This is a genomic window from Bacteroides sp. HF-162 (assembly GCF_015679285.1).
Classification (GTDB): domain Bacteria; phylum Bacteroidota; class Bacteroidia; order Bacteroidales; family Bacteroidaceae; genus Bacteroides; species Bacteroides uniformis.
Window position 1 is genome coordinate 1921790 of sequence record NZ_CP064937.1, and the last position, 20276, is coordinate 1942065.

13 protein-coding genes are annotated in these 20276 nt (G+C 45.4%); 9 read left to right on the forward strand and 4 right to left on the reverse strand.

Annotated features, from left to right (window positions below; translation table 11 throughout):
* Positions 1 to 29 precede the first annotated feature (29 nt).
* The 4 genes from serS to ITJ87_RS07660 all read right to left on the reverse strand — a co-directional run bounded on the left by serS (position 30) and on the right by ITJ87_RS07660 (position 4293).
* Entirely contained in the window at positions 30 to 1304 is a 1275-nt protein-coding gene (serS, locus tag ITJ87_RS07645; protein ID WP_117965928.1) for a serine--tRNA ligase, read from the reverse strand.
* A gap of 141 nt (positions 1305 to 1445) precedes the next feature.
* A complete protein-coding gene (gene rpmA / locus ITJ87_RS07650) occupies positions 1446 to 1715 on the reverse strand; it encodes a 50S ribosomal protein L27 (RefSeq protein ID WP_117601126.1) in 270 nt (89 codons plus the stop codon).
* 22 nt (positions 1716 to 1737) lie between these two features.
* Positions 1738 to 2055, reverse strand: a complete 318-nt coding sequence (gene rplU / locus ITJ87_RS07655; protein WP_005828892.1) for a 50S ribosomal protein L21 — start codon at positions 2053 to 2055, stop codon at positions 1738 to 1740.
* Between the two features lie 225 nt (positions 2056 to 2280).
* Complete coding sequence (locus ITJ87_RS07660) at positions 2281 to 4293, reverse strand: HAD-IA family hydrolase (protein ID WP_117965931.1); 2013 nt, start codon at positions 4291 to 4293, stop codon at positions 2281 to 2283.
* Between the two features lie 174 nt (positions 4294 to 4467).
* Here ITJ87_RS07660 and ITJ87_RS07665 point away from each other — a divergent pair, with 174 nt between their 5' ends.
* The 9 genes from ITJ87_RS07665 to ITJ87_RS07705 all read left to right on the forward strand — a co-directional run bounded on the left by ITJ87_RS07665 (position 4468) and on the right by ITJ87_RS07705 (position 20160).
* Positions 4468 to 6699, forward strand: coding sequence for a GH92 family glycosyl hydrolase (locus ITJ87_RS07665; protein ID WP_117965934.1), 2232 nt, complete (start codon positions 4468 to 4470; stop codon positions 6697 to 6699).
* Positions 6700 to 6710: 11 nt separating this feature from the next.
* A complete protein-coding gene (locus ITJ87_RS07670) occupies positions 6711 to 7304 on the forward strand; it encodes an RNA polymerase sigma-70 factor (RefSeq protein ID WP_117601122.1) in 594 nt (197 codons plus the stop codon).
* 11 nt (positions 7305 to 7315) lie between these two features.
* Entirely contained in the window at positions 7316 to 8305 is a 990-nt protein-coding gene (locus ITJ87_RS07675) for a FecR family protein (RefSeq protein WP_165491389.1), read from the forward strand.
* Positions 8306 to 8370: 65 nt separating this feature from the next.
* Entirely contained in the window at positions 8371 to 10647 is a 2277-nt protein-coding gene (locus tag ITJ87_RS07680) for a GH92 family glycosyl hydrolase (protein WP_195690833.1), read from the forward strand.
* Between the two features lie 304 nt (positions 10648 to 10951).
* Complete coding sequence (locus ITJ87_RS07685; protein ID WP_117965940.1) at positions 10952 to 14338, forward strand: TonB-dependent receptor; 3387 nt, start codon at positions 10952 to 10954, stop codon at positions 14336 to 14338.
* A gap of 11 nt (positions 14339 to 14349) precedes the next feature.
* On the forward strand, positions 14350 to 15939 hold the full coding sequence (locus ITJ87_RS07690) for a RagB/SusD family nutrient uptake outer membrane protein (RefSeq protein ID WP_117965943.1): 1590 nt from the start codon (positions 14350 to 14352) through the stop codon (positions 15937 to 15939).
* A 22-nt stretch (positions 15940 to 15961) separates the two neighbouring features.
* Complete coding sequence (locus ITJ87_RS07695) at positions 15962 to 16975, forward strand: glycoside hydrolase family 18 (RefSeq protein ID WP_117965946.1); 1014 nt, start codon at positions 15962 to 15964, stop codon at positions 16973 to 16975.
* A gap of 9 nt (positions 16976 to 16984) precedes the next feature.
* Positions 16985 to 18139: a DUF1735 and LamG domain-containing protein gene (locus ITJ87_RS07700; RefSeq protein WP_117965949.1), complete on the forward strand. Its 1155-nt coding sequence runs from the start codon at positions 16985 to 16987 to the stop codon at positions 18137 to 18139.
* Positions 18140 to 18177: 38 nt separating this feature from the next.
* Positions 18178 to 20160: a BT_3987 domain-containing protein gene (locus ITJ87_RS07705; protein ID WP_196096322.1), complete on the forward strand. Its 1983-nt coding sequence runs from the start codon at positions 18178 to 18180 to the stop codon at positions 20158 to 20160.
* Positions 20161 to 20276: the final 116 nt, after the last annotated feature.

The following is a 20276-nucleotide window of genomic DNA, read 5'->3' on the forward strand; positions in this document are numbered from 1 at the left end:
GCGTATTGCTGCACGTGACTATTATGGCCTTAGTCTATTATTTCAAATCCCGTATACGGAACCAATGCCTTTGGTATGCGGATTCCTTCTGGAGTCTGGTTGTTTTCCAGCAAGGCGGCAACGATGCGTGGCAGAGCGAGTGCGGAACCGTTCAGCGTATGGCAAAGCTCTGTTTTCTTTTCTGCCGTACGGTAGCGGCATTTCAGACGGTTGGCTTGATAAGTGTCAAAATTAGAGACGGAACTTACTTCCAGCCAGCGTTTCTGTGCTTCGGAATACACCTCAAAGTCAAAACAGAGGGCAGCCGTGAAGCTCATATCGCCACCGCAAAGGCGCAGGATGCGGTAGGGGAGTTCCAGTTTTTGAAGCAAACCTTCTACATGGTCCAGCATTTCCTGATGAGACTGTTTGGAGTGTTCCGGCTTGTCGATGCGCACCAGTTCTACTTTGGAGAATTCGTGCAGACGGTTCAGACCACGTACATCTTTTCCGTATGAGCCGGCTTCGCGACGGAAACATTGAGTATAGGCGCAATTCTTGATGGGCAACTGTTTTTCGTCCAGAATCACATCGCGGTAGATGTTTGTTACCGGAACTTCGGCTGTAGGAATCAGATATAAGTCGTCCACTTCGCAATGGTACATTTGTCCTTCTTTATCGGGAAGTTGCCCCGTGCCATAGCCAGAAGCGACGTTCACCACTGTCGGCGGCATTACTTCTGTATAGCCGGATTTGCGTGCCTCGTCCAGGAAGAAGTTGATGAGCGCGCGTTGCAGTTGTGCACCTTTGCCTTTGTATACGGGGAATCCGGCACCGGTAATCTTAACGCCCAGGTCAAAGTCTATCAAGTCATATTTCTTGGCCAGTTCCCAGTGGGGCAGGGCATCTTTGGGCAATTCGGTTTCCATGCCGCCCATCTTCTCTACCACATTGTCGTCGGCACCGACGCCTTCGGGCACACTGTCATAGGGAACGTTGGGGATGGTGTAAAGTAAAGTCTGCAAATCGTTGGCAGCCTGCTCCATATTGGCTTGCAAGTCTTTGTTGACTTCTTTCAGCTCGGCCACGCGGCTTTTGGCGGCTTCTGCTTCTTCTTTCTTACCCTCCTTCATCAGTTGTCCGATGGATTTGGAGAGTGAGTTGGCTTCTGCCAAGTTTTTATCTAAGATGGTTTGATTGGCTTTTCTTTTGTCATTGAAGTCCAGCACTTGTGCAATGGTTTCTTTCGCATTCTTGAAGTGCTTCTTTTCCAGTCCGCGGAGAACCGCGTCGGTATTTTCTGTAATTTGTTTGATGGTAAGCATATCTTATACTTGTTTTTATGTTATTCGGTTTTGTGAGTGCAAAGATATGGAAAAAACAAATAAAGTGTTGCTTTTGACATGAAAGAAAGGGATGCAATCCATTCGGATTACATCCCTTTTCCTTATTTCTTGTTCGGAAACTTATGCTTCTGCGTTTTCTGCGGGGATAACAGAAACTGAACGTCTGTCTTCCTTGCCTACTTTGAACTTTACAGTTCCGTCTACTAAAGCGAAAAGAGTGTGGTCTTTTCCCATGCCGATGTTCTCACCCGGGTGGAATTCAGTACCTCTTTGACGAACGATGATGTTACCTGCCTTGCAAGCTTCGCCACCAAATATCTTAACGCCTAATCTCTTGCTCTGTGATTCGCGGCCGTTCTTAGAACTACCGACACCTTTTTTATGTGCCATTTTTTCTTACTGTTTTAATTGATTAAGCTACTACTTCTGTAATTGTTAACTCTGTGAATTGTTGACGGTGACCGTTCAACTTACGATAACCTTTTCTTCTTTTCTTATGGAAAACGAGAACTTTATCGCCTTTTACCATGTTTGATACGACCTGGCAAACAACCTTTGCACCCTCTACAGTGGGAGCACCTACGGTGATGTTGCCGTCTTTGTCTACCAAAAGAACCTTGTCAAACTCTACTGTTGCACCGTTTTCTGCATTCTGGATGTGGTGTACAAACAGTTTTTTGCCAGCTTCTGCTTTGAATTGCTGACCGTTAATTTCTACAATTGCGTACATTTCTTATATTAATGTATAAGTTAGCTCCGTCGGGTGGTCTCTAATCACTTAGAAAGCACTTGGTCGAACCCGGTGCGGAATAATCGGGCACAAAAGTACTCTTTTTATTCTAAATGGGCAAATGTTCTTTTGCTTTTTTATTCTTTTAGTGCAGATTGTACTTTTGGCCTATTGGAGAAAAACTGTTTCATCAAGAAGAGACAATTTATGTAGGGATGGTTGTTGTTACAAGATGAATTTCAGTACATAGATACCGGCCAGCATTAGTGCCATGACGAGGCATGCAAATATGACGAGTAGCACAAGACTGTAAGTCAGCATGAGGATAGTGCGCCAAAAGCTTCTCCACCAGGTGCAGCGGTACAATTGTTTGTAATCGCAACAGAATAGGACGAAAATAAGCCATAAAGGCAGCTCATACAAATCGTCTACCTTTGCACACCCGTTGAAAGGCAGCACGATGATGCTTAGCAGGAGTATCTGGCAAGCTATGTAGGCTTGTATGAATACATGCTCCGTGGTATTGTAGTTTAACTTATATTTCCGGCATCGGAAGGCAAGTTGGGTAGCAAGTGCAAACAGAGGCAGTGTGGCAATGATGCGGAATGCTTTGTTTCCGTGTCCCCAGCTCTTCATCAGATTCCATACTTTCATTAGGAAAGGAGAGTTCTGGAAGACTTTTTCCAGTCTGTCTCCCACCTCCGAGGTGTCGTTTACAAACTCATCGATGAGGTCGCCATCATCGCTGTTCGATTCGGATACCTGTGTGGCAGAAGTGGAGTCGTTCTTCTCTTCCAGTTTGTTCAGGCTTTTCTCCAGGCTTTTTATAGTGATGGCGAGGGCTCGCTTTTCCTCTTTGCTATAGGTTTTCTCCATCTTTTGGGTAAGCTTCTCTTTAGCGGCAATGATTTCTTCTTTGTCTGTCTGCTCTGTCTTTTCCGTCTTTGCTTTTTTGCTCAGAGCTTCCGGGTCTACCAGTTGCACAGCCATGATATAAAGAGCTGCAAGAATGAAGAGTGTCTGGAACGGGCGAAAATACTCTATACGCTTACCACCGATGAAGTCTCTAATCATGTATCCCGGACGGTAGAGGAGTTCCAGAAGGGTACGTCCAAAACCATTGTCTATATTGAAGAAGCCTCCGGCAATGTTTTTAAGGGCGTTGCTTAGCCGGTAACGTGGAGTGTTTCGGCTTTGTCCGCAACGGTTACAGTAGTTGCCGGTATAGGTGGTGCCACAATTCAGGCAAGTGCAGGTTTCGGTACTCGCAGGAGGAGTTTTCCTTCCTTGTATCAGCTTGATGTGGAATGCACGCAGGCGTACTGCGTAGGGGTGCCACCATGAGTCGATGAAAGTTCTTGCTTTGTTGGGCAGTATCCTTCTTTTTTGGAGGATGCCCCACAATGTCAGTATGAAGACAACCGGGAAGAAGTTGCTGTCGTCGGTCATGTCCAGCTCTTCAATAGCCAACCAAAAGAGTGTCAATAGAAGGAGGATTTGCCAGGCATTTATCCTTTTCTGTTTCCGGGGAGAAGTGGCATACATATTTTCCGGTCGGATGGGGCTTTCAATCTTGAATATGGAGGGATGCTCCTCCTGAACTGCCAGCAGTTCTTCCAAAGTGCTCATTATTTTCCGGTGTGGGTACTTTTCCAATTCTTTGGCAGTGGTTACTCCGTGGGTGACCCCGGCAAAGTCTACTCCGGCCGCTTGGGCTGTTTCCGCATCTATCGTGCTGTCGCCTATATAGAGGGTATCGGTTTTGCTGACATGTAGCCGCTTAATGGCAAGGAGTAGCCCTTCGGGAGATGGCTTGGCGGTTTTCACGTCTTCACCACCCACGATGATGTCTATAAAATCTTCAGGAAAATGCTGGTCGAGGAGTTCCTTGATGCGGAATCGGTATTTGGTCGAGATGATTCCGATGCGGGCGCCAGAGTCCTTTAGTGCAGTCAGTACAGACTTGGTTTCCAGGAAAAGCACCGTATTGACAGTCATATGCGTATCGGCCTCTTTTCGGTATTCTGCCTTGAATCCTGCCAGTTGTCCGGCATCTGTCACGCCGGTGAGGATGGAAAAAGAGTTTTCCAGAGTCTTGCCGATGGTACGTTTGATGTCGTCATCTGTAACCTCTGTATATCCGTGACGGGTCAGTACGTTGCGGAAACAAGTGACGATTCCGCGGGAAGAATCAGCAAGCGTATAGTCAAAGTCGAAAAGATAGGTCGTGTAATTCATTGTGACTTTTTGTGGCAAAGATAGTGTAAAGTATATTTTTACAAAATAAAAAAGAGGATTAATCGGAATTTTGTATTACTTTTGTTTGCATGAATTCTGTTGAAAAAGTGACAAGATGTGTAAGTGTTTTATCCGGTTAGGTTGTTATACTATACACGTTAACCCTATAATGTTATGAATTTGATAAAATCTTGTTGTTTGTTTGTGGTCTTTTCATCCTTTCTGGCATGTACCCCACAAGTGTCGGATGTGAAGAGTATGTCTTATACAGAGTTCGTGAACCCCTTTATCGGTACAGATTTTACTGGAAACACCTATCCGGGTGCCCAGGCACCGTTTGGCATGGTGCAACTCAGTCCTGACAACGGACTGCCGGGCTGGGACCGTATTTCCGGATATTTTTATCCAGACAGTACCATTGCAGGCTTCAGCCATACCCATCTCTCCGGAACCGGCGCTGGTGACTTGTATGATATCTCTTTTATGCCGGTGACATTGCCTTATAAGGAGGCGGAAGCTCCGCTCGGCATTCACTCTTTGTTCTCTCATTCGGAAGAGTCGGCAAGCGCCGGATATTACCAGGTGCGTCTGAAAGATTATAATATCAATGTAGAGTTGACGGCCACCGAGCGTTGTGGCATTCAGCGGTATACTTTCCCCAAAGCCGATGCTGCCGTTTTCCTGAATTTGCGGAAAGCCATGAATTGGGATTTTACCAATGATTCTCACATAGAAGTCGTCGATTCGGTAACGGTGCAAGGTTACCGTTACTCTGACGGTTGGGCACGCGACCAGCGCCTCTACTTCCGTACCCGTTTCTCCAAACCGTTTGTTGTGATGCAGCTCGATACAGCTGCCATAGAGAAAGATGGCAAGCGGATAGGGACATCCGTCATTGCACGATTCGACTTTCAGACTAAGGAAGGAGAACAGATTCTTGTTAGTACTGCCATCTCCGGTGTGAGTATGGAAGGGGCGGCACGTAATTTGGCAGCCGAAGTACCCGATGATGATTTCGACAAATACCTGGCAGCTGTGCAGGATGATTGGAACAAACAATTGTCCCGGATAGAAATAAAATGCGATGACCGTGATGAGAAAGTCAAGTTCTATACGGCTTTGTATCATTCGATGATTGCTCCTACCATTTACAGTGATGTGGACGGTGCTTATTACGGTCCCGACAAGCAAGTGCACCGTGCGGAGAGCTGGACAAATTACAGTACTTTCTCCTTGTGGGACACTTACCGTGCGGCTCATCCTCTCTATACCTTTATTGAGCCGGAACGGGTGAACGATATGGTGAAGTCCTTCCTCGCCTTCTTCGAACAGAACGGTCGCCTTCCCGTATGGAATTTTCAGGGGAGCGAGACAGATATGATGATAGGTTACCACTCTGTACCAGTTATTGTAGATGCCTATCTGAAAGGTATTGGGGACTTCGATGCGAAAAAGGCCTTGGAGGCTTGTGTAGCTACTGCCAATATCGATTCTTATCGTGGCATTGGGTTATATAAGAAATATGCTTATGTTCCTTATAATGTGACGGATCAGTATAATTCGGAAAACTGGTCACTTTCTAAAACACTGGAATATGCATACGATGACTATTGTATAGCCCGTATGGCAGAGAAACTGGGCGATAAGGAGGTAGCGGACGAGTTTTATAAGCGTTCCCGTAATTACCGGAATGTTTACAATCCGGTAAGTTCTTTCATGCAGCCCCGTGATGACAAGGGAGAGTTTATCCGGAACTTCTCGCCGGACGACTATACTCCGCACATCTGCGAGAGCAACGGCTGGCAGTACTTCTGGTCTGTACAGCAGGATATTGACGGCTTGATAGCTTTGACCGGAGGTAAGGAACGGTTTGCCCAGAAGCTGGACAGTATGTTTACCTATAATCCTTCTGCAGATGATGAGCTGCCTATTTTCAGCACCGGAATGATTGGCCAGTATGCGCATGGAAATGAGCCTAGCCATCACGTCATTTATCTGTTCAATGCTGTGGATCAACCTTGGAAAACCCAGAAATATGCAGCCCGGGTGATGCATGAACTCTACCTGAACACTCCTGCCGGTTTGTGTGGCAACGAGGATTGCGGACAGATGTCTGCTTGGTATGTGTTCAGTGCGATGGGCTTTTATCCGGTAGACCCGGTTGGCGGAAAATATGAAATCGGTACCCCCCTATATCCGGAAATGAAGATGCACCTGCCTGGTGGAAAGACCTTTAAGGTACTGGCACCGGCGGTGAGCAAGGAAAATTGCTACATTCAATCTGTCAAACTCAACGGTAAGAGCTATGACAAAAGTTATATTACGCATGAACAGATAATGGATGGAAGTGTTTTCGAATTTGAAATGGGGGATAAGCCAGGTGATGCATGGTACAGCCCCCGATAACCGGCTAAAATATGGATGAACATTTCGACTTGACATATAAATCCCTTTTCCGCAGGTATTATACCAATCTGCTGTTCTACGCCACACGCATTGTGGGGGAAGAAGATGCGGAAGATGTGGTGCAGGATGTTTTCGTGGAGCTGTGGAAGCGGAAAGATACCATGAAGGTGGGAGAGCAGATTCAGGCTTTTTTGTATAGGGCGGTGTATACCCGTGCCTTGAACGTTCTGAAGCATCGGGACATTGTAAGTGGCTATGAGGCTGTCATGCTCGAAATCCATAAAAAGAGGGTTGAGTTCTATCAACCCGACAGCAATGATGTGGTGAAACGGATAGAGGATGCCGAACTCAGAAGGAAGCTGTCCGATGCCATCAATGAATTGCCGGACAAGTGCCGGATGGTATTCAAACTCAGCTATCTGCATGATATGAAGAATAAGGAGATAGCTGATACGATGGGAGTGTCATTGCGTACGGTGGAGGCTCACATGTACAAAGCTTTGAAGTTGCTGCGCGATAAACTGGGGTATCTGAACCTGATGTTGGCTCTGTTTTTCATCGGGAAAGTAAGTGTTTTTGCGAGCAGCGTTGTTTTATTATCATAATGAAGGAAAGAATGAATAAGTTGAATGAGGAGATATTGGCCAAGTTCCTTATGGGTGAATGTACGGAAGATGAACTTCGTGAGGTGAACGCCTGGCTGGAAGGGTCGGGTGAGAATGCACGCGAATTGTTCAGGCTGGAGGAGATTTACCACTTGGGGAGACTGGGGGATACTTCGAATGCACAAGACATAGAAAAGGTCGAAAAGCGATTGTTTAAAAGGTTGGAACAAGAGAAGACGAAACAATACAAGGTACGGAGGATGGTTGGATGGATGCGGTATGCGGCCGTATTTGTGGGCTTCTTCCTTTTGGGTACTTTCGGCTATCTTTTTTATCAGACTTATAGCCAGCCGGAAACATTACTGGCTGTCACCACTCATGATAAGATTAAGGAATTGAAACTGCCGGATGGCACAAAAGTCTGGCTGAATAAAAATACTACCTTGAAATATCCGTATGAGTTTGCAGGGAAGGGAAGAAAGGTTTATCTGGAAGGAGAAGGATATTTTGAGGTAATGAGGAATCCGGAAAAACCGTTTGTCGTACAGAGTGAGGCCATGCAGGTCAGAGTATTGGGAACTGTTTTCAACCTCAAGTCTGACAAGGCTAAGATGTCTGCAGTAGCTACCCTTCTGAAAGGCGAAGTAGAGGTGAAAGGCAATCATGGCGAGGGTATGATTATCCTTGCCCCCGGACAGAAAGCCGAGCTGAACGGAATGACTAGGCGTCTGGTGGTGAAGCAGGTGGATACGGGAATCGAAAACTGGCACAATAATGAGTTTGTCTTTGAGAAGGCTGACCTATACACCATTGCGCGTACATTGGAGAATTCGTATGGGGTGAGGATAATTCTGGCACCGAACATAGATGTAAGCAAGACCTACTCGGGTACACTGAAGAAAAAAGAGAGTGTGGGGGCTGTGCTGAATCTGATAAAGAATGCCATTCCATTGGAGTATAAAATTGTGGGGAACAGTGTTTTCCTCTCCTCAATGAAGTAGGAAGGCCGCACAAATCCGAGATATGACGAGAAGAATTTATTTAATACTAACAACTTTCTAATATTATGCGAAAATTAATCCTATTGTTTCTTTTTGTGAGCAGTTCCTTGTGGCTGCATGCCAAGGACTTTACCCAGTATGTCAGTCCTCTTGTCGGCACGCAGTCTACTTTCGAGCTTTCCACCGGTAATACCTATCCTGCGATCGCACGTCCCTGGGGTATGAACTTCTGGACTCCTCAGACTGGTAAGATGGGTGACGGCTGGCAATACGTCTATACCGCGAACAAGATCCGTGGTTTCAAGCAGACACACCAGCCCAGTCCCTGGATTAACGACTACGGGCAGTTCTCCATCATGCCGGTGGTTGGCAAGCCCGAGTTTGATGAGGAGAAGCGTGCAAGCTGGTTCTCCCACAAGGGCGAAGTGGCACTTCCTCATTATTATAAGGTATATCTTGCCGAACACGATGTGGTTACCGAGTTCACCCCTACCGACCGTGCCGTATTGTTCCGTTTCACTTTCCCTGAAAATGATCATTCATACGTTGTTGTTGATGCCTTTGACAAGGGCTCTTATGTGAAGATACTTCCGGAACAGAATCGTATTATCGGTTATACTACCCGTAACAGCGGCGGTGTTCCCGAGAACTTCAAGAACTATTTCGTGATAGAGTTCGACAAGCCTTTTACTTATAAGGCGTCTGTAGCCGATGGCGTCTTGACCGAGAATAAGGTTGAGCAGGAAGCCGGACACGCCGGTGCTGTTATCGGCTTCAAAACCCGCAAGGGTGAAGTGGTACATGCCCGTGTAGCCTCTTCTTTCATCAGTTTTGAGCAGACTGACCGTAACTTGAAGGAGCTTGGCAATGACAATTTGGAAACATTGGTTCAGAAAGGTCAGGATGCCTGGAACAAGGTGCTGGGCCGTATTGATGTGGAAGGCGGAACCCTTGACCAGTACCGTACTTTCTACTCATGTTTGTATCGTTCCTTGTTATTCCCCCGTGCATTCTATGAACTGGATGAGGCGGGAAGTCCTATTCATTACAGCCCTTACAATGGTCAGGTGCTGCCCGGTTATATGTATACGGATACCGGTTTCTGGGATACTTTCCGCTGTCTCTTTCCATTCCTTAATCTGATGTATCCGTCAGTGAACAGGCAGATTCAGGAAGGTCTTGTCAACACCTATAAGGAAAGCGGTTTCTTCCCCGAATGGGCAAGTCCGGGTCACCGTGGCTGTATGATTGGCAACAACTCTGCTTCCGTACTGGCAGATGCCTATCTGAAAGGTGTGAAGGTGGAGGATGTGCAGACGCTGTACGAAGGTCTCATCAACGGTACAAAGAATGTCCATCCCGAGGTCTCTTCTACGGGTCGCCTCGGCTATGAGTATTACAATAAGCTTGGTTATGTTCCCTACGATGTGAAAATCAACGAGAACACTGCCCGTACTTTGGAGTATGCTTATAATGACTGGTGCATCTACCGCATGGCAAAAGAGTTGAACCGTCCGAAGAAGGAGCAGAAACTCTTTGCGGAACGTGCCATGAACTATAGGAATGTGTTTGATAAGGAAAGCAAGCTGATGCGTGGTCGTAATCAAGACGGCCAGTTCCAGGCTCCTTTCTCTCCATTGAAGTGGGGTGATGCCTTTACTGAAGGTAACAGTTGGCACTATTCCTGGTCTGTATTCCACGACCCTCAAGGTCTGATAGACTTGATGGGTGGCAAGGAATCTTTCGTGGAGATGCTTGACTCTGTATTTATTGTTCCACCCTTGTTCGATGACAGCTATTACGGCCAGGTAATCCATGAAATCCGTGAGATGACAGTGATGAATATGGGTAACTATGCCCATGGCAACCAGCCCATCCAGCACATGATTTACCTTTATAATTATGCCGGGGAGCCTTGGAAGGCCCAATATTGGCTTCGTCAGGTAATGAACCGCATGTACACTGCCGGTCCCGACGGTTATTGCGGTGACGAGGACAACGGTCAGACTTCCGCGTGGTATGTCTTCTCTGCACTTGGTTTCTATCCGGTTTGCCCTGGTACGGACGAGTATGTACTGGGCGCCCCTCTGTTCCGTAAGGCTACCCTCCATTTCGAGAACGGTAAGTCCCTGACAATTGACGCTCCGGATAACTCACCGGAGAACATGTATATCGAGTCTCTCAAGGTGAACGGCGTGGATTATTCCAGGAATTATCTGACGCATGGCAATTTGCAGAATGGCGGTACCTTGAGGTTTGATATGGGCAGCCAGCCTAATATGAAGAGAGGTACGCAGCCGGAAGATTATCCTTATTCTTTCTCGAATGAACTGAAGAAGTAAAGAATAGTAATAATATAGTAAGAAAAGGGTTGCCTCGAAAATAAGTTGATATATCATTTTGTTATTTACTATCTGTATTATAGGTGTTTTTCTTGAATCAGGTGGAAATAATTATTTACTTCGTTAGTAATATTGAGCAAAATGATATATCAACTTATTTTCGGGGTAACTCTTTTTTTTTAGGATTAATGATAAAAAAGATACTTTTTCAGTAAGTGTATTTTCATTGTCTGTTGTTTTATATAGGAATGCGAGAGAATGAATCTCTCGAAGTAATTTATTGTATAACCTATAAATTGTGTTTATGAAAGACAATTATGCTTTTCGGAGTTCGACGTTCATGCGGGCTTTATTAGTTTTGTTGTTCATGGCAGTTTCTATCCAGTGGGGCTTTGCCCAATTAAACCTGAATGTGTCTCGCGGCACATTGAGGACAGTCATTGAACAAATCAAGTCTCAATCCAAGTATCAATTTTTTTATGACGACAAACTGGCTGCGTTGCCGGTAGAAAACGTCAAAGTGAACAATGCGTCTATAGAAGATGCTTTGAATGTTATTCTCAAAGGGAAAGACATTTCCTATAAAGTGGAGGATAACATCGTTTATCTTTCTGAAAAGTCTGCTGCTCCTCAAGAGGGCAACCAACAAGGGAAAGAACGGACGATTACCGGAGTCGTGTCAGATGACATGGGACCTCTGATTGGTGTGAATGTATTGATAAAAGGTACCAGCAACGGGTGCATTACCGACCTCGACGGTAACTTTACGTTGACCACTACGGAAGCGAATCCGGTGATCGTATTCTCTTATATCGGTTATACTACGCAGGAAATTCCCGTGAAAGGTAATGCACCGATTAATGTGATGATGGCCGGAGATACCCAACAGCTTGAAGAAGTTGTGGTTACTGCCCTAGGTATCAAGCGTTCGGAAAAGGCATTGTCCTACAATGTACAGCAGGTGAATACAGATGCCATTACTTCCAATAAAGACGCCAACTTTGTGAACTCATTGAGTGGTAAAGTAGCAGGTGTGAATATCAATGCTTCTTCATCCGGTGTGGGTGGCGTGTCAAAGGTAGTGATGCGTGGTACGAAATCCATCATGCAGTCTTCCAATGCACTTTATGTAATTGACGGTGTGCCTATTTTCTCTGGCCGTGGTACTGCCGGAGGTAAGGAGTTCGACTCCCAGGGATCTTCAGAACCGATTGCTGACATCAACCCGGAAGACATCGAGTCAATGTCGGTCTTGACTGGCGCCGCCGCTGCTGCCTTGTACGGTTCGGAAGCTGCCAACGGTGCCATTGTCATCACTACAAAGAAAGGTAAAGAAGGTAAGGTGAGTCTTACTGTCAGCAGCAATACTGAATTCACCAATCCGTTTGTGATGCCGAGCTTCCAAAACCGGTATGGTACGGGAACCGGTGGTGTGATGAGCACTTCAGGAGCCATGAGCTGGGGAGCTCCTTTGTCTGCAGCCAATAATTACAATTACAGTCCGAAAGATGATTATTTCCAGACGGGTATTGTAGGGACGGAAAGCATCTCTTTGTCAACTGGTACAGAAAAAAACCAGACGTATGCATCGGCTGCTGCCGTAAACTCTAAGGGTATTGTTCCCAACAACAAATACAACCGTTACAACTTCACGGTACGTAATACCACTACTTTCTTGGACGACAAGATGACTTTGGACTTCGGTGCAAGCTATATTCTGCAGAATGACCAGAACATGACGAACCAGGGTACCTACAATAACCCGTTGGTGGGTGCTTATTTGTTCCCGCGCAGCAACGACTGGTCGGATATCAGCATGTATGAGCGCTATGACGCTGCCCGTAAGATTTATACGCAATATTGGCCGGTAGGGGACGAAGGTATGGTAATGCAGAATCCTTATTGGATTAACTACCGCAATTTGCGCCAGAACAAGAAGGATCGCTATATGCTGAATGCCGGTTTGAGCTATAAGATTCTGGACTGGCTGACTGTTTCAGGACGTGTACGTTTGGATAACTCCAATAATGACTATACAGAAAAGTTTTATGCTTCTACCAATACTCAGCTCACCGAGAGTTCTTCACGAGGTCTTTATGGTATTACTAAGACGCAGGACAAACAGTTGTATGCTGACTTCCTGGTGAGTATCAACAAATATTTCGGTGAAGACTGGTCACTCCAGGCCAACGTCGGTGGTTCATTCTCCGATATACGTTCGGATGCAATGAAAACACGTGGTCCGATTGCTGACGGTGGTGATGCTTTCGGTGGTGAACCGGTAGGTCTAACCAACTACTTTGCTATCCAGAACCTGAGTGCCAGCAAGACACAGCGCTTGCAGGAGGGATGGCGTGAACAGACTCAGTCTCTCTTCGCTTCGGCTGAGCTTGGTTACAAGAATACTTACTTCTTGACGCTGACCGGACGTAACGACTGGCCTTCACAGTTGGCAGGTCCCAACTCCAACAGTAAATCATTCTTTTATCCTTCAGTCGGTGGTTCTGTTGTACTGTCTGAACTGATGCCTAACTTGAACAAAGATTATCTTTCTTTTATAAAGGTTCGTGGTTCATGGGCATCTGTTGGTAGTGCTTTCTCCAGATACTTGGCTAATCCTCACTACGAATGGAATTCAAGTTCCGGTCAATGGAGTATCACGACTCAATATCCGTTGTATAATCTGAAGCCTGAGCGTACCAATTCTTGGGAAATCGGTTTGAACATGCGTTTCCTCAAAAATTTTGAATTGGATGTGACATATTACAATGCCAAGACTATGAATCAGACATTCAATCCGCAGTTGCCTGTCAGCGGTTGGTCGGCTTTGTATATCCAGACCGGTGCCGTACGTAACTCCGGTATTGAGTTGTCACTGAACTATAAGAATACTTGGAAGGACTTTACATGGGATACTGGTATAACTTTTTCCAGCAACAAGAATAAGATTTTGACACTGGCAGACAAAGCCATCAACCCCGTTACCGGTGAGTTGTTCTCTTTGAGCACGTTGAATATGGGTGGTTTAGGTGATGCCCGCTTCTTGCTGAAAGAGGGAGGAAGCATGGGGGACCTTTACTCTCTGAGAGATATGAAGCGTGATGCCAATGGACAGATTTTTGTAGACCAGAACGGAGCAGTTGCTACGGAAACCATTACCGATCCTGACAAATACATCAAATTGGGAAGTGTACTTCCTAAGGGGAATTTGGCTTGGCGTAACAACTTCATCTGGAAGAATTTCACAGCAGGCTTTTTGATTTCAGCCCGTTTGGGTGGTGTGGTCTACTCACGTACACAAGCCATGTTGGATTACTATGGTGTGTCTGAGGCTTCTGCGGATGCACGTGATTTAGGTTACGTATTGGTGAATGGCAAGGACAAGGTAAATCCCGAAACATGGTATGGTGTAGTCGGTAGTGGTACAGCTGTTCCCCAATACTATACTTACTCTGCTACCAACGTTCGCCTGCAGGAAGTTTCCTTGGGTTACACTATTCCCAAAAAGTTGTTGAACGATGTGTGTGATATCAAGGTTTCGTTGGTAGGCCGCAACTTATGGATGATTTACAGCAAGGCTCCTTTCGATCCAGAAAGTGTGGCTTCTACCGATAACTTCTATCAGGGAATCGACTATTTCATGATGCCGGCTTTGCGTAACATCGGCTTTAGCTTGAGCTTTAAATTTTAATACCAAACGATATGAAAAAGAGAAATATAATAAATAAATTGATTATTGCTCCATTGGTTATGGGCTTTATGTCCTGCACCGGCAATTATATGGATATCAATTCCAATCCTTATCAACCGGGCGATTTGACTCCCGATGATTATGCACTGGGTTCTGCCATGAGTAACTTGGCAAGTACGGTTATTTCGTCAGACGTCAATACGGCACAATTTACCGATTGTTTGTTGGGCGGACCGTTGGGAGGTTATTTTGCCGATTCAAATGCCGGCTGGTCCAATACAATATCCAATTTTAATGCTACGAATGACTGGACACGCGTATTCTTGATGAGTGACCGTATCATCTCGACATTATATGCTAACTTGAGCACAGTGAAACAAGTATCGGAGAATACCAACAATCCGGTTCCCTATGCTATTGCACAAATCATAAAGGTTGCTGCCATGAGCCGCGTGACTGATACATACGGTCCCATCCCTTATTCCAAGATTGGTCAGGATGGCAAGATAACTATTCCTTATGATACGCAGGAAGAAGTCTACAATGCATTCTTCAAGGAACTGGACGAGTCCATTGAGGTGCTGACCGAGAACAGAAACGCGGCGTTGGTCGCTTCTGCAGACTTCGTATACAGCGGTAATGTACAGAAATGGGTGAAATTTGCCAACTCGTTGAAGTTGCGTCTGGCTATCCGCATTGCCAATGTAAGTCCTGCCAAGGCCAAAGAGATGGCTGAAAGCGCAGTGAATCATGAACTGGGCTTGATTGAAACAAATGCAGACAATGCTACATGGAAGTATTTCGGAACAATCAGCAACCCGCTGTTTATGGCAGTGCGTTATAATGAAGAAGCATCAGGCGGTGATACCCATCCTGCTGCTGACATCATCTGTTACATGAACGGTTACAATGACAATCGCCGCGCCAGCTATTTTGAAGAATCCAAATGGGAGGGAGAGTCTTATGTAGGATTACGCCGTGGTATCGATCTCAGCAAAGCGAGGGAATCTTTCATAAATTATTCACGGGTGAAGATTTCCTCTTCAGACCCTGTGCTTTGGATGAATGCAGCGGAAGTTGCCTTCTTGCGCGCTGAAGCTACTGCAGTCTATGGTTTCAGCATGAAAGGAACTGCGGCTGATTTTTATGAACAAGGTGTCCGCCTTTCTTTTGAACAATGGGGAGCTACGGGGGTAGATAGTTATCTGGCTGATGAAAGCAGTGTCCCTGCCCTTTATAAGGATCCTGCTGGTCTTAATACGTATGAAAAGAACCTTTCAAACATTACCATCAAATGGAATGAGGGAGCATCCAAAGAGGAAAAGCAGGAGCGTATCATTACTCAGAAATGGATTGCTAACTGGCCGTTAGGCAACGAGGCTTGGGCTGATTACCGTCGTACGGGTTATCCCAAACTGTTGCCTGCAACCAGCGAAGGCAATAAGAGTAATGGAATTGTTGACAGCGAGAAAGGTGCACGTCGCATGCCTTATCCTTCTGAAGAATATACAAATAATACTGAAAACGTGCAGGATGCAGTAAGCAATTATCTGGGTGGACCGGACAACATGGCTACTGATGTATGGTGGGCACGTAAATAATAACAATAAATGCTGAATAATTATGAAATTATATAAGAAATCATTTAAAGGAATTGCGCTGGCAGCTTTTTCCGTATTGGCATTGTCTGCCTGCTCCGACTGGACAGATACAGAAAGCATCAATTTGGCAGAACCCGGAATCGACGAACAGTCTCCCGAATTGTATGCCAAGTATCTGAAGAACTTGCAGGAATATAAGAATTCTGACCATAAGATTGTGTACGGCTGGTTTGATAATAGTGAGAAAGTTCCTTTCAGTCGTGGGCAACACATGTCAGATGTGCCTGACAGTCTGGACGTAATTATTGTGACTACTCCCGATTTAGTGGAATTCGAACTGAAAGACATTGTAAGTGTACACGAGAAAGGAACAAAAGTATTCTACTCTATCAGTTATGACAATATCTTGAAGGAACATACCGACAAGGTGAAGGAAGGAACGGAAACGTCCACATTCTCGGCTTATCTTTCTGCTGAGTTGAACAGATTGATTGCTCTGGAAGCTCCTTTCGACGGCATTGTTGCTGAATATCGCGGCAGCAATCCTATCTACATGTCCGAAGCTGACAAGGCTGAAGCAAAGGCAAATCAAGATACCTTTTTCAGTGTGATAGCCAACTGGAAGAGCGCCAATTCGGGTAAGAAGCTGGTGTTCCAGGGGTATCCTGCCAACCTGATAGGTCAGTCTGTACTGTCTTCTTGTGACCATATCATCTTGATTACAAATGATGTCACGGATGTTGCCCAACTGGGGATAGAAGCGCTTCAGGCCTTGATGGCAGACGGTGTTCCGGCTGACCGCTTCATTGTATCGGCATCTACCATCTCTCTGGATACAACTGATAAGACTACCGGATATTACAATGCTTTGAGAGCTCTGTCGGAAGCCGCTTATTGGGTGACAGAGCCGTCTGCTGAGTTTATAAAAGCTGGTTTGGCTATTGAGAACATGCAGAATGATTACTACAATGCAACCAATACCTACCAATACGTGAGAGAAGCTATCAATATTATGAATCCTGCTCCTAAAAAATAAAAGAATATCATGAAACTGAAAAGTATATATTTAGTATCGATGGCATTATTGGCAGGTGTATTTGCTGCTTGTAATGATAATGACGTTGAGAATTTCGATAATCAGGTGTATATCAACAGCTCGGCGATGACCAGCACTGTGTTGTTGAAAAACACAGTTTCCGATACGGAAGGTTCATTCCGGATTTCAATGGCTCGCCCTGAATCACGGGACATAACTATTTCCTTGAAGGCGGACCCTTCCTTGGTAGCTACTTATAACGCCACCTATTATGACACAGCCGAGGCGCTGCCGGAAAATTATTATACGGTAGAAACTCCGCAGGCTACCATTTTGGCCGGTGCTGTCATTTCAGATGACATCACTGTCAGCTTCAAGAACTTGACGGAACTGGACCGTGAGAAGGTATATGTATTGCCGGTTACGGTAGACCAGGCAAGTATCGGAGTCTTGAAGAGCTCCGGTACTATGTACTACGTGCTGAAGGGTGCTGCATTGATTAATACGGTTCCTGATATTACCAAGAATCTGGTTTACGTAACTTGGACCAATCCGGATGTAGCCAATAATATGAATAAACTGACGGCAGAAGCGTTGATTCGCGTAAGCAAGTTCGACAAGATGCTGACTTCCATTATGGGTATCGAAGGCAAGTTCCTGCTCCGTATCGGTGATGCCGGAATTCCTCAGAACCAATTGCAGGTGGCTACAAGCAGTGGCAATGTGACTGATGAGAGTCTGGCTATTCCGACAAATGAATGGACACATATAGCTGTGACCTACGATGCGGATGCAAAAACTGTTATAGTTTACATCAATGGTAAGAATATGTTGGAGACTACTTTGGACTGCGGTGCTGTGAACTGGGGGCAGACTATGACTGATGAAGGTAACGGATTCTGGATTGGTCATTCATACAATCGTGACCGCTGGTTGGAAGGTAACATCTCAGAGGTACGTATCTGGAACAAGGTGTTGACATCAGCAGAAATCAATGCAAAGGACCACTTCTACCAGGTAGATCCGGATGCTGACGGACTGGTTTCTTACTGGAAGTTCGATGAAGGTGCCGGTACTGCCATTCATGACTATAGCGGAAATGAGAACAATGCTACTGCAGTTGAACCATTGACTTGGACTGCTGTGGAACTGCCCGCCAAATAATTTAGTTATACCTTAATTCAAATAAAAAGATATTGATTATGAAATATATGAATCATATAAAATCAGGCTTGCTGGCAATGGCTTTTGCATGTGCAGGAATATGCTTTACCGGTTGTGAAGATGATGTTGTCATCAACACCGGCAACAGCGACAAGCTGGATACTGTGGATGGCGTGTATGGTTATGTAAAGTCTGCCGCTGGTGCACGTGAACTTACTCCGATTTCCGTTTTTGGCGACAAGGTTGCTACCGGACATCTCTATTTTGAACTGAGCAAAGCTGCAGAGCAGGATGTTACGGTGACCTTCAAAGTGGACGAAGACGTTTTGGAAGCTTATAATAAGAAGAATGGAACAAGCTATAAAATGTATCCCGCCGATAAGTTGAGTCTGGCGAACGGTGGAACTGTCATTATCAAGGCGGGCGAACAGAAGTCGGCTTCTGTGGAACTGAATATCAATGCAGGAGGCACAATCGGACAAACTTATGCTGTTGCCGTTTCTGCATCTGCCAATAACGGTGTGGAAGTTTCTACAAACAATCAGGAATATATTTACTTGGTAAAGCCTTTGGCTGCTATTCCTGAGAGTATCAGTAAGGGTGATATACTTACACATTGCTTTGTGGAAGTAAATGACGAGAACATCTTGAATATGGGTGAATATACCATGAAGAGCGACGGAAAGCCTTTCTTTGATGTAGTCAGCATTTTTGCTGCCAATATCAATGTGGATAGCAAGACCGGTCGCGTACATGTTTTTTGCAATGACCAGGTTTCTTTCTTGCTGAGAAATGCGGATAAGTTCATCCGTCCTTTGCAGGCTAAGGGCATTAAGGTGGCTATGACTATTCTTGGCAACCATGATGAGGCCGGTATGGGTAACCTTTCTGAAGCTGCCGCCAAAGACTTTGCCAAGGAACTGAAGGCTTATTTGGATATCTATGGTTTGGATGGCATTGACTTTGATGATGAGTACACCAGTTACAACAACTCCAACCCCAGTCCCGGCTTCGAAAAACGTTCACGTGCCAACTTCGCACGTTTGGTTTATGAGTGCCGCCAGGTATTTGGAGATAAACTGATCGGTGTGTATGAATATGGTTCGCTTGATTCTCCCGATGGCGAGGTAGAAGGTGTGAAAGTTGGTGATATTGTGGACTATATGACCTATGGTTATTACCAGAATCAGAATCCTAATGGAGCTTTTGGCCGTGAAGCGTCTCATTTTGAGAACCTGCCCAAATCCAAGTATGCTCCGCTGCCTTGGAAGATTAATGATGAGTTGAACGGAGGTTGGAATGGATTTGACAAGAGCAAATTCCAAAAAGTGAAAGATGAAGGTTATGGCATTCAGATGTTCTACAATCCCAAACCGCTGATGTATCAGTATTATACGCTGCTTTCGGAAATAAGTAAAGTACTTTTTGATGATGAAGTGGAGTGGAGCGGTAAGTACTGGAACCGTACTGGTGAAGCTTATCAAGGAAAGATGATGGGCTATGAAGATTTGGTCGGTGAATGGAAAGTAACTTCCAGTAACTCCCTCTTTACCTATGTGGATGAAGAAGGCAATCCTCGCTGGTGGGATTGGAAAGGCAGTCAGGATTTTGAGAAGAATGTAATTATAGAGAAAGATGAAGAAGGTACCGGATATGTAGTTTACAACTGGGGTACTTTCCCCGAAATTACCGGTAAGTATCCGATGCATTGCGATTACTATAACGGTGCACTGCTCATCTATCCGCAAACCATTCATGAGGGCGATGCTGAAGACCCTGCTACCTACAAGATGCATTTCGGTACTTATAGTAATGCCTTCCAGTGGAAAGCATATCCTAAGTATGATAATTATTCCATGGATGGCGATATTGCTCCTAACGGTGATATGCGTATCTATGGTTTGGGCAACAGATGGGCTATCAACCCTTATAAGTATGTAGGCGGTGAGATTGAGAACGACATCTTCCCCGATGTTCCTTACTTCGTGAGTGAGAACTATACGATGAAGAAGGTACGCTGATGCCATGTTTTCCGTAAACTGAGGTTTCGGAAAAATGGATGCTTGAACCTTTTCATACATGAAACAAAGGAGGGCTTTGCTCAAAGTAATGGGGCGGCCCTCCTCAAGCATTCTCA

Coding starts and splice junctions, on each gene's coding strand:
- rpmA (WP_117601126.1), bottom strand. CDS start 1,715: ATGGCACATAAAAAAGGTGTCGGTAGTTCTAAGAACGGCCGCGAATCA.
- ITJ87_RS07700 (WP_117965949.1), top strand. CDS start 16,985: ATGAAACTGAAAAGTATATATTTAGTATCGATGGCATTATTGGCAGGT.
- ITJ87_RS07680 (WP_195690833.1), top strand. CDS start 8,371: ATGCGAAAATTAATCCTATTGTTTCTTTTTGTGAGCAGTTCCTTGTGG.
- ITJ87_RS07705 (WP_196096322.1), top strand. CDS start 18,178: ATGAAATATATGAATCATATAAAATCAGGCTTGCTGGCAATGGCTTTT.
- ITJ87_RS07670 (WP_117601122.1), top strand. CDS start 6,711: ATGGATGAACATTTCGACTTGACATATAAATCCCTTTTCCGCAGGTAT.
- ITJ87_RS07660 (WP_117965931.1), bottom strand. CDS start 4,293: ATGAATTACACGACCTATCTTTTCGACTTTGACTATACGCTTGCTGAT.
- ITJ87_RS07675 (WP_165491389.1), top strand. CDS start 7,316: ATGAATAAGTTGAATGAGGAGATATTGGCCAAGTTCCTTATGGGTGAA.
- serS (WP_117965928.1), bottom strand. CDS start 1,304: ATGCTTACCATCAAACAAATTACAGAAAATACCGACGCGGTTCTCCGC.
- ITJ87_RS07690 (WP_117965943.1), top strand. CDS start 14,350: ATGAAAAAGAGAAATATAATAAATAAATTGATTATTGCTCCATTGGTT.
- ITJ87_RS07695 (WP_117965946.1), top strand. CDS start 15,962: ATGAAATTATATAAGAAATCATTTAAAGGAATTGCGCTGGCAGCTTTT.
- rplU (WP_005828892.1), bottom strand. CDS start 2,055: ATGTACGCAATTGTAGAAATTAACGGTCAGCAATTCAAAGCAGAAGCT.
- ITJ87_RS07665 (WP_117965934.1), top strand. CDS start 4,468: ATGAATTTGATAAAATCTTGTTGTTTGTTTGTGGTCTTTTCATCCTTT.
- ITJ87_RS07685 (WP_117965940.1), top strand. CDS start 10,952: ATGAAAGACAATTATGCTTTTCGGAGTTCGACGTTCATGCGGGCTTTA.